We start from the raw sequence: 12,688 nt of genomic DNA on the forward strand, positions 1-12,688 counted from the left end.
CGCCAACGGAGATAGAGAAAATGGCTTATGTGGTGACCGAGGCGTGCATCCGCTGCAAATACACGGATTGTGTGGATGTATGCCCTGTGGACTGTTTTCGTGAAGGCCCCAATTTTCTGGTGATCGATCCGGAGGAGTGCATCGACTGTACGCTGTGCGTGGCCGAGTGCCCGGTGGAGGCCATCTACGCGGAGGACGACGTGCCCGACGACCAGCGCCGTTTCATCGCGCTCAACGCCGAACTGTCCCGTGAGTGGAAGGCCATCGTCGAGCGCAAGGAACCGCTGCCCGACGCGGACGAATGGGCAAAGGTGAAGGACAAGCTCGATCAGCTGGAGCGCTGAGTTCCGCTGGAAATGCCGGGCGGGTCCCGCCCGCCCTTTTCGCTGTGGCGCCAATGCACTACCATGGCGCACAACCGTGGCAACCGTACCAAGAGGATGAACATGCTGGTCAGCGAAATTCTCGCGATCAAGGGCAAGGTGCTCTACACCATCGCGCCGGGCCGCAGTCTGGCCGAGGCGGTGGAGGTCATGACCGAACAGGACGTCGGCTCGCTGGTGGTGTTCGACCAGGGCCGCATGACCGGCATGCTGACCTTCCGCGAAGTGCTCGGCGCCGTCCATGCCGGTGGCGCGCAATGGCAGGAAATGACGGTGGAGCAGGCCATGCTGCGCGATCCGCAGACCGCTTCCCCGAACATGGAAATGGACGAGTTGCGCCGGCTGATGGTCGATCGCCGCCAGCGCTATCTGCCGGTGATGGACGAAGGAACGCTGCTTGGCGTGGTGTCCTTCCACGACGTGGCCAAGGCGGTGCTCGAAGAGCAGAGCTTCGAGAACCGCATGCTGAAGAACTACATCCGTAACTGGCCTGCCGAGGCCAACGAACAGAACTGAACGGCTGACAGCCGTCTGCCGTGTCGCACGCCGCAGGGGGGCGTGCGATGCGGGAACAACAATAAGGTCCGGACCTCTACGGACAAACAGGTTGGAAACCGGGTGGCCGTTTTGCGGCACCCGGATCGCCTTGGGAGGGCGGTGCCGTGATCCGCGTATGTCGCGGCCGGCATTTTTTCCACCAAGAGGAGGAGACAACTTGGACAAGATCTGGCTGAAAAGCTACCCCCCTGGCGTACCGGCCGAGGTCGACATGGGCGAATTCCGTTCGCTGGTCGACCTGTTCGAACACGGCGTGCGCAAGTTCGGTCCCAAGACGGCCTATGTCAACATGGGCAAGTCGATCAGTTACGACGAACTGGACCGGCTGTCGGCGCGTTTCGCCGCCTGGCTGCAGAGCGAGCTCAAGCTGGAGCACGGTGCCCGCGTGGCGCTGATGATGCCCAACGTGCTGCAGTACCCGGTGGCCATGTTCGGCGCCCTGCGCGCCGGCTGCACGGTGGTCAACGTCAATCCGTTGTACACCGCCCGCGAACTGGAGCACCAGCTGCGCGACTCCGGGGCCGAGGTCATCGTCATCCTGGAGAACTTCGCGCGCACACTGGAGCAGGTGCTGCCCAAGCTCGCGTTGCGCGCGGTGGTGGTCACCAGCCTGGGGGAACTGCTCGGTTTCCCGAAGGGGGCACTGGTCAATTTCGTCGTGCGCCGCGTGCGCAAGATGGTGCCGCAGTGGAAGCTGCCTGGTCATGTCCGGCTGAGTGATGCCCTGGCGCGCGGGGCCGCGCACGCGCTGCGGCCCGTGGCGCTCAGCCACGATGACGTGGCCTATCTGCAGTACACCGGCGGCACCACCGGAACGGCCAAGGGCGCGGTCCTCACCCACGGCAACATCGTCGGCAACCTGCAGCAGGCACACGCGTGGATCGGCCCTTACGTGAAGGAGGGCGAGGAGATCATCATCACCGCGTTGCCGCTCTATCACATCTTCTCGCTGACCGCGAACTGCCTGACCTTCTTCAAGATCGGCGCGACCAATGTGCTGATCACCAACCCGCGCGACATTCCCGGATTCGTCAAGGAACTCGGCAAGGTTCCGTTCACGGTGATCACCGGGGTGAATACGCTGTTCAACGCCTTGCTCAACAATCCGGATTTCGCCCGCCTGGACTTTTCCTCGTTCAAGCTCGCGCTGGGCGGCGGCATGGCAGTGCAGCAGGCGGTCGCCGACAAGTGGCAGGAAGTGACCGGCAAGGTGCTGCTGGAAGCCTACGGGCTCACCGAGACTTCGCCGGCGGTGACCATCAACCCGCTGGATCTGCCCGCCTTCAACCACACCATCGGCCTGCCGGTGTCGTCCACCGAGATCAGCATCCGCGACGACGAGGGCAACGAGGTGGCGCTGGGCCAGCGCGGCGAACTGTGCGTGCGCGGTCCGCAGGTCATGCGCGGCTACTGGAACCGCCCGGAGGATACCGCGCGGGTGTTCACCGCCGACGGCTATCTGCGCACCGGCGACATCGCGGTGATGGACCCGAAGGGCTTCATCCGCCTGGTCGACCGCAAGAAGGACATGATCCTGGTGTCCGGTTTCAACGTCTATCCGAACGAGGTGGAGGACGTGGTGGCCAGCCATCCGGGGGTGATGGAGGTGGCGGCGGTCGGCATTCCGGACGAGCGCAGCGGTGAAGCGGTGAAGGTTTTCGTGGTGCGCAAGGACCCCGAACTCACCGCCGAGGCGCTGATCGCCCATTGCCGGGAGAATCTCACCGGCTACAAGGTGCCGCACCACATCGAGTTCCGCGATGAACTGCCGAAGACCAACGTCGGCAAGATCCTGCGCCGCGCGTTGCGGGACGAACCGGATCGGACAGGCTGATCGGCAGGTGGGCCAGCCGCACGAATGCCCCGGTCGCAAACGCCGCCGATTGCTCGTTGAGAATCCGGTGTTTGCACGGGGGGCTGTTCATAACGATTTGATATGAATGGTATTTTCTGGCTGAATCAATAAGCGCCGGCCGTCCGCGAGCGGATGGCCCGGCCGCGTCTTTTTCCGGCATGTCTTATCATTGCCGGCATCATGAAAATCCTGATCGTTGACGACGAGCCGGCCATCGCCGACACGCTGGCCTACGCGCTCAAAGGCGAAGGTTTCGCCAGCGCGCACTGCGCCCTGGGCGGCGAGGCGCTCGACCGGCTGGCGCCGGCGCGGGCCGGGGACTTCGCGCTGGTCGTGCTCGACGTCGGTCTGCCGGATATGAGCGGCTTCGACGTCTGCCGGCGGCTGCGCCGTCATTCGGACATCCCGGTGCTGTTCCTGACCGCTCGTGCCGACGAGGTCGATCGCATCGTCGGGCTGGAGTTGGGCGCTGATGACTACGTTCCCAAGCCGTTCAGCCCGCGCGAGGTGGTGTCGCGCATCCGCGCCATTCTGCGCCGCCTGCGTCCGGACACCCGGCAACCCGCCGCAGCCGGCAACCAGCCGGCAACCGACAGCCGCTTCGCCGTCGACCGCGCCGGCCTGCGCATCGCCTTCCACGACCGCTGGCTCGATCTGACCCGCTACGAATACCTGCTGCTGGCGCTGCTGCTTGAATGTCCCGGGCGCATCCTGTCGCGCACGCAGATCATGGAGGCGGTCTGGCAGGACGGTGGCGAAAGTCTCGAACGCACCGTCGACACGCACGTCAAGACCCTGCGCGGCAAGCTGCGCGCGGTGTGCGACGAGGAGGTCATCCATACCCATCGTGGCCTTGGCTACAGCCTGCGCGGATGAGGGCGCGGTGAACATCTCCGTACGGCTGTTCTTCGGTTATTTTCTGATCGTCGGGCTGGCCGCCTGGTTCGTGCTCAACACCTTCGTGAAGGAGAGCGAGCTGGGCATCCGCCAGGCCACTGAGGAAACCTTGGTCGATACAGCCCAAGTCCTGGCCGAGATGGCGGCGGGCGACCTGGCCGCTGGCCGGATCGAGCACGGGCCGTTCGCCGAGGCCGTGCGCGAAGCGCTGCGGCGCCGGCCGCAGGCCGAGATTTCCGGTGTATACAAGGAAAGCGTCGACCTGCGCATCTATGTCACCGACGCGCGCGGCATCGTCGTCTACGACTCGAAGCGGGCCGCCGTTGGCGAGGATTTCTCGCAGTGGCGCGACATCGCCCGCGTTCTGCGCGGTGAGTACGGCGCCCGCCAGACGCGCGAGGATCCGTACGATCCGAGCACCTCGGTGATGCACGTCGCGGCGCCTGTCGTCTACCTCGGCGAGCGGATCGGCGTACTGTCCCTGGCCAAACCGATGTCGTCCCTGGCGCCCTACATCGAGCGCGCCGCAGGTCGCGTCAAGGCTTCCGGGCTGATCCTGCTGGCGGCGACGGCGGCCATCGGCCTGCTGTTCACCGCCTGGCTGAGCTGGTCGATCCATCGCCTGCGAGATTACGCCCGCGCCGTCGCCAGCGGCCACAAGGCCAAGGTGCCGACCGGCGGTGGCCGGCAACTGTCGGAGTTGGCCTGCGCCCTGGCGACGATGCGCGAGAAGCTCGAAGGCAAGCAGTACGTCGAGCGCTACGTGCAGAACCTGACGCACGAGATGAAAAGCCCGCTGACCGCCATCCGCGGCGCCGCCGAGATTCTTGAAGGCGACCCGCCGGCCAAAGACCGCCGCCGCTTCGTCGACAGCATCGTCGAGCAGGCGCAGCGGCTACAGGCGACCATCGAGCGCATGCTGATGCTGGCCCGCGTCGAACAGTTGCAGGCGGCGGAAGGCCCGCAGACGCTGCAACCGGCCGCGCTGCTCAAGGGCTGCCTCGAACTGCGCCGGCCAGCCCTGGCCGCGCGCGGCCTGCACGCCCGGCTGCAGCTCGACGAGACCCGCCAGATCAAGGGAGACGCCTTTCTGCTGCAGCAGGCGCTCCTCAATCTGCTCGACAACGCCATCGAATTCTCGCCGGACGGCGGCGACATCGAACTCGCAGCCCGCGGGTGCGGCGACATGGTCGAATTTTCGGTACGCGATCACGGCGACGGCGCCCCCGACTATGCCCTGCCGCAACTCTTCACCCGTTTCTACTCGCTGCCCCGGCCTGCCTCCGGCAAGAAGAGCACCGGCCTGGGCCTCGCCCTGGTCCGCGAAGTTGCCCGCCTGCACGGCGGCGAGGCAGGGTTCGCCAACCACCCGGAAGGCGGCGGAGAGGCCTGCTTCCGGGTCGCTGCGGCCTGACGCGGCCCCGCTTAGGGGGGGACACCCCCTAAGCGGCCGCACCGTCGTCGAGGCGGAACAGCCGCGCGCCGGGATGATCGCGCTGGAGCCGGCGGTTCTCCTTGTCGGCCAGCAGAAAATCGGGCCACTCGGATCCCCGCCGGAAACAGAAACGGCGCGGCAGATCGGTGTACAGCGAACGCGGCGGCGATTGCCACCTGATGCGCTTCAACAAACGGCCGCTGTCTTCGCTGTGGTAGTAAATGGTACGCAAGCCCAGTTCGTCCCGCAGGAAGGCGACGGCCGCCCAGAGCATGGCCTCGGCCCAGATGGGGTTGTAACGTTCGCCGACAAGGCGGCAGTAGTCGAGCGTCGGGCGCAGGCGAACTTGATGGCGGCGGTAGGGAATCAGCGCATCGTCAGCGGCCTCGGCGCGGCGGCGCGCCAGCAGCCAGCGTTCGAGATCGGCCGCCCGGCGCAGCCAGTCGGTCTGGATTTCCTCGATCAGCGCGCTGCCGCTGGCCCAGTCGAGGTCGATGCGCGCCCAGGCCAGCGTGCTGCGTTGGCGGGCAATGGGATGGCCGTAATACTGGAACAACCCGTCAACCTCGCCGAGGCGGCGGTAATGCAGTTCGTGTTCGCGGTTGAAATTGAGCTGCAGGACGAGATTGACTCCGGGGCGCGAGGTCTGCTGGGCGTGCCAACCGCTGCGGCGTTCGCCGCCCCAGGTGGACAGGGTGAGGACGAAGGCGGTCTGGGCGGCGTCGTAGTCGCTGGCGGCGAGTACGGCGTCGTCGAGGGCGTGGCTGCAGCCGGCGAGGATGGCGCGGATGCGCGGCTTCTCCAGCAGGCCGGCGTAGGCGGAACGGCGCAGCGCGGCGATCGGGGCGCGCTGGCCCGGCTGCCGGCGGCAATGGTGCCGCAGCAGGCCGATGCCGTAGCGGTCACGATAATAGGGATAGACGGTGCGTTCGCCTTGCAGGCAGGCGACGATTTCGTCGGCGAGTTGACGCTGCATGGATGGCTCCGTGGGATGCGCTAAAAAATGGCTGGCTGTGCGTTATTTCGGGCAGGGTTGTCATGGTTTTCTCCTTGGAGAAGTCCGCCGCCGTAGCGGCGGATGGTTTTTTCAGTCGATTTCGAATTCGGCGATATCACCGGCGAGGAGCGCCGCCAGAGATTGCTGCGTGCGCTGTCGCGCCTGTTGGCGGGCGGCCTTGCGGGTGTTGCCGTGCGGCCCGGCGCGGCGGGTCAGTCCGGGCACCCGCAGCGGGTTGCGCGGCCGGCTTTGCGGCAGGACGAGGGTGAGGTTTTTCTTGGTCATCGCTCACCCCTTCACGCACAGGACCTGTTTCAGGGTATGGACGACTTCCACCAGATCGCGCTGGTTGTCCATGACCCGGTCGATGTCCTTGTAGGCAGCCGGGATCTCATCCACGACGCCGCCGTCCTTGCGGCACTCGACCCCCACCGTCTGCGCTTCCAGGTCGAAGCGGGAAAACCGCCGTTTGGCGGCGCTGCGGCTCATGCGCCGTCCGGCTCCGTGCGCGCATGAACAGAACGATCGTTCGTCGCCCAGTCCGCGCACGATGTAGGAACGCGCACCCATGCTGCCGGGGATGATGCCCAGTTCGCCCGTCCGTGCCGAAATGGCGCCCTTGCGGGTGATGAACAGATCTTCCCCGAAGTGCCGTTCGCGGGCCACGTAGTTGTGGTGGCAGTTGATCGCCTCACCGTCGAGGCGGAAGGGCGGCAATTGCGCCTTCAGCACGTCGAGCACGGCGGCCAGCATCTGCCGGCGGTTGAGCAGCGCGTAATCCTGCGCCCACTCCACCGCCTCCACGTAGTCGTCGAACAGGTCCGAGCCCTCGCTGAAGTAGGCGAGGTCGCGGTCCGGCAGACGGATCTGGTGACGCCGCATGTCTTTCTGCGCGGCGGCAATGAAGTAGCGCCCGATGACGTTGCCGATGCCGCGCGAACCGGAATGCAGCATCACCCACACCGTATCGGTCTCGTCCAGGCACAGCTCGATGAAGTGGTTGCCGCCGCCCAGCGTGCCGAGCTGGCACAGCCAGGTTTCGTTGAAGCGGCGCAGCATCTTCATCAGCCCCGGATGCTTGCCGACGGTGGCATCCAGCCGTGCGTCGAGCGCCCGCCCGGCCCGCTGCAAAGCGCTGCCGCGCATGCGGCTGGCGGCGTGCTGCGCGAAGCCGCAGGGTACCGCGCCCTCGATGCCCAGGCGCAGGGCACGCAGGGTATCGGGCAATTGCCCGGCGCGCAGCGACGTGCGTACCGCGTTCATGCCGCAGCCGATGTCGACGCCGACGGCGGCCGGAATGATCGCCCGCTTGGTCGGAATCACGCTGCCGACAGTGGCGCCGATGCCGGCATGCACGTCCGGCATCGCGGCGATGTGGCCATGCACGATCGGCAGGGAAGCCACGTTCAGCAGTTGCTGGATGGCCTCGGGTTCGATGTCGCGCGCCCATACCTTGACCGGAACGCGCCCTTTGTTGAGCTCGATTTGAATGCCCATGTTGGATTCCTGGGTGTTGCTTTGGATTGGAATCCGGGCAGCGACGGCGATGCTGCGGTCAACCGCCGGCGGAAAAGAAAAAACCCCGGCAGTCGGCCAGGGTTTTCATTCCCGGCCCGGATTCGCTTGGCAGCGCGTTCCGGGCGACGACTCGCCTGCGGCTCAGCGCTGGAAAACCTCGTTGGCAATGGCGGGCATGTCGTGTTCCTTGCGGTGAAATGGGTGGGTGAAGCGAAGTGGCAGTGTCGCGGCTGAAGAATGACAAGGTCAAGTGAAGGAAGCATCGGAAATAGCGTACAAACAATACTTGTTGCGAACATGCAACAACTGTGATCTGTCCGGAAAACGTCTGGCAGAAATTCCGCCGCCGGTTGCCCGGTCTCTCTTCACTCCCGCTTCACACGGCTTCACCGCCGCTTCGCCATGTCCTCACCCGGCGGCCCGAGACTGCTCCCGTCACTTCAACCGGGGAGTCCATCGTGGATCGCAAACTGTTCTACAAGATTCTTGCCGTCGCCGGCCTGACCGTCCTGCTGCTGATCCCTCTCGCGCTGGTCGAAGGCCAGATCCGCGAACGCAGCCAGCGCCAGGAGGAAGTACAGCGGAACATCGCCCACAGCTCGGCCGGGCCGCAGACGCTGATCGGGCCGGTGATCCTGCTGCGTACCCGCGAGCGCGTGCCGGAAATCCGGCGCGACACGGACAGCAACCTGCCCGTCACGACCACCAAGACCGTCGAGCACACCCGGCTGATCGCCCCGGAAACGCTGAGCATCGAGGGCGAGGCCAAGGTCGAGACGCGCCATCGCGGCATCTACCAGGCGCGCCTGTTCCACCTCGACGCGGCCAGCCAGAGCCGCTTCAGCGTCAGCGTGCCGGCGGCCGACGCCAACGAGCGGCTGATCGACGCCGAGGCCGTGCTGATTCTCGGCCTGTCCGACCCGCGCGGCGTCGATAGCGACCCGGACGTGTTGATCAACGGCCAGCGCCACCGCTTCGGCACCGGCAAGCCGGCGGGCGACGCGCTGCCGCTGGCGCAGTTGAGCGTGCCGCTCGGCCGGTTGGAACTGGGCAAGACGCACAATTTCGCGGTCAGCTTTCCGCTGCAATTGACCGGTACGACGCGCCTGAGCATCGCGCCGACCGGCGAGACCAACCGCATCCGGCTCAACTCGGCCTGGCCACATCCCAATTTCGGCGGCCGCTTCCTGCCGCGCGAACGCAGCGTCGGCGCCGGCGGCTTCGAAGCCCGCTGGGAAGTCTCCCATCTCGCCCGCGATTTCGCCAACGCGCTGAACCCGAACAGCGGCGAAGCGCTGTCGATTGATTTCATCGACCCGGTGAACGTTTACCTGCAATCCGAACGCGCAGTGAAGTACGGCGTGCTGTTCATCGTGCTGACCTTCGCCGGCTTCTTCCTGACCGAGACTCTGCGCCGGGCGCCGATCCATCCGCTGCAATACCTGCTGGTGGGCCTGGCGCTCGCCATCTTCTTCCTGCTGCTGATCGCCTTCTCCGAACACATGGCTTTCGCCGCCGCCTACGGCCTGGCGGCCGGCGCCTGCATCGGGCTGATCGCCTGGTACCTGGCCGGCGCGCTCGGCGACTGGCGCCGGGGCGCCGCCTTCGGCGCCGGGCTGACCGGCCTCTACGGCGTGCTCTACGGCGTGCTGCTGTCGGAAGACAACGCCTTGCTGATGGGCAGTTTGCTGCTGTTCATCGCCCTCGGCGCCGTGATGCTCGCCACCCGCCGGCTGGATTGGTACGGGCTGGGTCAGCGCCCGCCGGAGCGGGCGCAATGAGCGGCCTTGCGCCGAGTCGCGCCCCGGCGTGGCGCTTGACCGGGCTGCCGGGCCTGGTCAGCGCCGCATTGCGGGCAATGTGGCCGATCGTCCTGCTGCTGCCGGCCTGGTACTACAAGCATCCGCTGCTGTTCGGGCTGCGCCATCTGGAAACGGCGGCATGGATCGCCCTGGCCGTTTTCGCGCTGTGGCGCTGGAAGCACTGGATGCCGGCCGCCCGCATCCTGTTCGCCACCGCCCTGCTGCTGGCCGGCGGCCAGGAACTCGCCTGGCGCCTGCAGCGCGAGGCCGTGCTCGCCGCCGGACCGGCGATGCAGGCCGTCGGCCGGCATTTCATCGTCGGCTACACAGACTTCGCGGAGGTCGCCGAACTGGCGGAAAAGGGGCTGATCGGCGGCATCTACGTCGGCCGGCGCAACATCCGCGACCGCAGCTTTGCCGAAGTCCGCGCCGAGATCGCCGCGCTGCAGGAACGGCGGCGGTGGGCCGGGCTGCCGCCACTGCTCGTCGCCGCCGACCAGGAAGGTGGTCGGGTCAGCCACCTGTCGCCCCTGCTCGACCGGCTGCCGCCGCTGGCCATGCTGGCGGAAGAACCCGATCCCGGCCGGGCGGCGCGGGCCTACGGCCAGCGCCAGGGCAGCGCGCTGGCGGCGCTCGGCGTCAATCTCAATTTCAGCCCGGTGGTCGACCTGAAGCCGGCCGGGCGGCCGGACGGCGACCTGTTCAGCGACATTCCGGCGCGTGCCATCGGCACCGATCCGGAAGGCGTCGCCGAAATCGCCGCCGGCTATCTGGACGGGTTGTCGGCCGCCGGCGTGCGCGGCACACTGAAGCACTTCCCCGGCCTGCGCCGCATCGACCGCGATACCCACCTGCACCCGGCCCGCCTCGCCGTCAGCCCCGGCGAAATGGCCGGCGACTGGCTACCCTTCCGTACCCTGGCCGGCCATGCCGGCAGCGCCATGATGCTCGGCCACGTGACCCTCGAAGCTCTCGACCCCCGGCATGCTGCCTCGCATTCGCCGGCCGTCGTCGCCGGCCTGTTGCGCGGGGACTGGGCCTACGACGGCATCCTGCTCACCGACGATCTCAACATGGGCGCGGTCTACAACCTCGGCATCGGCCGGGTGGCGGCCGAAGCGCTGGCCGCCGGCGTCGATCTGGTGCTGGTCACCTATGATCCGCGCCAGGTATACCGGGCACTGTACGGCGCGGCGGCGGCTTTCGAGGACGGTCGCATCGCCGCCGCGAGACTGGCCGAGAGCGCCCGGCGGCTGGCCGATTTCCTCGCCGCGGTGCGCTGATCGGTGGACGGGCCAATCGCACGAATGCCCCGTGATGCTTGCCAGCCGCCCGCGATTCGTGGTTAGATCGCTGCCACCGGTCCGCAAGGCTTCGTAATGAACCGCTTCACCCGCAAGCTCGCCGTAGTCCTGTCCGTACGCGTAGTAGTAGGCGTAGGCAGTCGCGCGTCGTAACGGGTCCAGGCACACCGCAGCAACCGTATCCAGAACCCCCGTCGGCGCGCAGGCCGGCGGGGGTTTCGTTTTTTGCGCCGCCGGTCTTGACGCCACGGACCATCCGAGGAGAGAGACCATGAAGCAGATGTCCGGCGCCGAACTCATCGTGCGCCTGTTGGAACGCCAGGGTGTGCGCACCATCGCCGGGATTCCCGGCGGCGCGATCCTGCCCTTGTACGACGCGCTGTCCGGCAGCGAACTGATCCACCACGTGCTGGCGCGCCACGAGCAGGGCGCGGGCTTCATGGCCCAGGGCATGGCGCGGGTGTCCGGCGTGCCGCAGGTGTGCTTCGCTTCCAGCGGCCCGGGGGCCACCAACCTGGTCACGGCGATTGCCGATGCACGGCTGGATTCCATTCCGATGGTGGCGATCACCGGCCAGGTGCCGCTGTCGATGATCGGCACGGATGCCTTCCAGGAAGTGGATATCTACGGCATGACCGTGCCGATCACCAAGCACAACTTCCTGGTGCGTTCGGCCGAGGAACTGCTGGAGGTGATTCCCGCCGCGTTTCGCATCGCCATGTCGGGCCGTCCCGGCCCGGTGCTGGTGGATGTGCCCAAGGATGTGCAGAACCAGCAGGTGAGTTTCGAGGATTTTCCGCCGCCGGCCGCCGCCGAGGCGCTGCCGGCCTCCGACCGCGCGGGCATCGAGGAGGCCGCGCGGATGATCAACGCGGCCGAGCGCCCGGTGCTCTATCTGGGCGGGGGCGTGGTGCATTCGGGGGCGTCGGCGCAGGCCGTGGCGCTGGCCGAGAAGGCCGGGCTGCCGACCACGATGACGCTGATGGCGCTGGGCACCATGCCGGTGGACCATCCGCTGTCCATCGGCATGCTGGGCATGCATGCCGCGCGCTACACCAATTTCGTGCTGGAAGAGGCCGACGTGCTGGTGTGCGTGGGCGCGCGCTTCGACGACCGTGCCATCGGCAAGGCCGCCAGGTTCTGCCCCGACGCGCGCATCGTGCATATCGACATCGACCGTTCCGAACTGCACAAGATCAAGCAGGCCCATGTGGGCATCCATGGCGATGTGGGGCAGGTGCTCGAAGCGCTGGCGCCGCTGGTCGATGCGAATCCGCGCCCGTCCTGGCTGGCGCGCGTGAATGAACTGAAGGCGGGCCATCCGGTGGAATGGGCCACGCAGAACGATCCGCGCACCCATTACGGCCTGGTGCGCACGGTGGCCGCCGCGCTCGACGACGAAGCGGTGATCGCCACCGACGTGGGCCAGCACCAGATGTGGGTGGCGCAGGCCTATCCGTTCCGCCGTCCGCGCCAGTGGCTAACTTCCGGTGGGTTGGGGACCATGGGCTTCGGCGTGCCGGCGGCCATCGGCGCGGCGCTGGCCGAGCCGCAGCGCACGGTGGTGTGCTTTTCCGGCGACGGCAGCCTGATGATGAACATCCAGGAATTCGCCACGCTCGCCGAGGAATGGCTGAACGTGAAGATCGTGCTGATGAACAACAACTCGCTGGGGCTGGTGTACCAGCAGCAGAACCTGTTCTACGGCAAGCGGGTGTTCGCTTCCAGGTATCGCGGTGCACCGGATTTCGCGCGCATCGCCGAGGGCTTCGGCGTGCCGTCGGTCGATCTGGACAGCGCGCCCAATCCGCGCGGGGCGCTGACCCAGGCGTTGACCACGCCGGGGCCGTGCCTGATCCATGTTTCCATCGACCGCGAGCAATTCGTCTATCCCATGGTGCCGCCGGGTGCCGCCAACACTGAAATGATCGGAGGCTGA

Annotated in this window: 11 protein-coding genes; 8 read left to right on the top strand and 3 right to left on the bottom strand. The window is 66.9% G+C overall.

Annotated elements, in window-relative coordinates; translation table 11 throughout:
* The first annotated feature begins 20 nt into the window (after positions 1 to 20).
* The 5 genes from fdxA to creC all read left to right on the top strand — a co-directional run bounded on the left by fdxA (position 21) and on the right by creC (position 5,107).
* On the top strand, positions 21 to 344 hold the full coding sequence (gene fdxA, locus E6C76_RS00115; protein ID WP_136346246.1) for a ferredoxin FdxA: 324 nt from the start codon (positions 21 to 23) through the stop codon (positions 342 to 344).
* A gap of 102 nt (positions 345 to 446) precedes the next feature.
* The gene (locus tag E6C76_RS00120; RefSeq protein ID WP_136346949.1) at positions 447 to 899 is read left to right on the top strand and encodes a CBS domain-containing protein; all 453 of its coding nucleotides are present in this window, start codon (positions 447 to 449) and stop codon (positions 897 to 899) included.
* A gap of 199 nt (positions 900 to 1,098) precedes the next feature.
* Entirely contained in the window at positions 1,099 to 2,775 is a 1,677-nt protein-coding gene (locus tag E6C76_RS00125; protein WP_136346247.1) for a long-chain-fatty-acid--CoA ligase, read from the top strand.
* A 201-nt stretch (positions 2,776 to 2,976) separates the two neighbouring features.
* On the top strand, positions 2,977 to 3,672 hold the full coding sequence (gene creB, locus E6C76_RS00130; protein ID WP_136346248.1) for a two-component system response regulator CreB: 696 nt from the start codon (positions 2,977 to 2,979) through the stop codon (positions 3,670 to 3,672).
* Between the two features lie 7 nt (positions 3,673 to 3,679).
* Positions 3,680 to 5,107 (top strand): two-component system sensor histidine kinase CreC, encoded by a 1,428-nt coding sequence (gene creC / locus E6C76_RS00135; RefSeq protein WP_136346249.1) that lies wholly within the window; start codon positions 3,680 to 3,682, stop codon positions 5,105 to 5,107.
* Positions 5,108 to 5,135: 28 nt separating this feature from the next.
* Here the strand turns inward: creC and E6C76_RS00140 are convergent, their stop codons facing one another.
* The 3 genes from E6C76_RS00140 to E6C76_RS00150 form a co-directional block, all read right to left on the bottom strand.
* On the bottom strand, positions 5,136 to 6,104 hold the full coding sequence (locus E6C76_RS00140) for a hypothetical protein (protein WP_136346250.1): 969 nt from the start codon (positions 6,102 to 6,104) through the stop codon (positions 5,136 to 5,138).
* A 111-nt stretch (positions 6,105 to 6,215) separates the two neighbouring features.
* Positions 6,216 to 6,410: a hypothetical protein gene (locus tag E6C76_RS00145; protein WP_136346251.1), complete on the bottom strand. Its 195-nt coding sequence runs from the start codon at positions 6,408 to 6,410 to the stop codon at positions 6,216 to 6,218.
* 3 nt (positions 6,411 to 6,413) lie between these two features.
* Positions 6,414 to 7,622 (bottom strand): RtcB family protein, encoded by a 1,209-nt coding sequence (locus tag E6C76_RS00150; RefSeq protein WP_136346252.1) that lies wholly within the window; start codon positions 7,620 to 7,622, stop codon positions 6,414 to 6,416.
* Positions 7,623 to 8,101: 479 nt separating this feature from the next.
* Here E6C76_RS00150 and creD point away from each other — a divergent pair, with 479 nt between their 5' ends.
* From creD to ilvB, 3 genes are all read left to right on the top strand, one after another.
* The gene (creD, locus tag E6C76_RS00155; RefSeq protein WP_136346253.1) at positions 8,102 to 9,424 is read left to right on the top strand and encodes a cell envelope integrity protein CreD; all 1,323 of its coding nucleotides are present in this window, start codon (positions 8,102 to 8,104) and stop codon (positions 9,422 to 9,424) included.
* A gap of 35 nt (positions 9,425 to 9,459) precedes the next feature.
* Positions 9,460 to 10,728 carry a glycoside hydrolase family 3 N-terminal domain-containing protein gene (locus E6C76_RS00160; RefSeq protein ID WP_168734194.1) on the top strand — a complete coding sequence of 423 codons (1,269 nt, stop codon included), beginning with the start codon at positions 9,460 to 9,462 and terminating at the stop codon, positions 10,726 to 10,728.
* A gap of 292 nt (positions 10,729 to 11,020) precedes the next feature.
* On the top strand, positions 11,021 to 12,688 hold the full coding sequence (gene ilvB, locus E6C76_RS00165) for an acetolactate synthase large subunit (RefSeq protein ID WP_136346255.1): 1,668 nt from the start codon (positions 11,021 to 11,023) through the stop codon (positions 12,686 to 12,688).

Source organism: Pseudothauera nasutitermitis (assembly GCF_004801295.1).
Lineage (GTDB): Bacteria > Pseudomonadota > Gammaproteobacteria > Burkholderiales > Rhodocyclaceae > Pseudothauera > Pseudothauera nasutitermitis.

What these genes read in the sequence shown, in the direction of transcription:
- fdxA (WP_136346246.1), top strand. Translation starts at nt 21, where the DNA reads ATGGCTTATGTGGTGACCGAGGCGTGCATCCGCTGCAAATACACGGAT.
- E6C76_RS00120 (WP_136346949.1), top strand. Translation starts at nt 447, where the DNA reads ATGCTGGTCAGCGAAATTCTCGCGATCAAGGGCAAGGTGCTCTACACC.
- creB (WP_136346248.1), top strand. Translation starts at nt 2,977, where the DNA reads ATGAAAATCCTGATCGTTGACGACGAGCCGGCCATCGCCGACACGCTG.
- E6C76_RS00140 (WP_136346250.1), bottom strand. Translation starts at nt 6,104, where the DNA reads ATGCAGCGTCAACTCGCCGACGAAATCGTCGCCTGCCTGCAAGGCGAA.
- E6C76_RS00145 (WP_136346251.1), bottom strand. Translation starts at nt 6,410, where the DNA reads ATGACCAAGAAAAACCTCACCCTCGTCCTGCCGCAAAGCCGGCCGCGC.
- E6C76_RS00150 (WP_136346252.1), bottom strand. Translation starts at nt 7,622, where the DNA reads ATGGGCATTCAAATCGAGCTCAACAAAGGGCGCGTTCCGGTCAAGGTA.
- ilvB (WP_136346255.1), top strand. Translation starts at nt 11,021, where the DNA reads ATGAAGCAGATGTCCGGCGCCGAACTCATCGTGCGCCTGTTGGAACGC.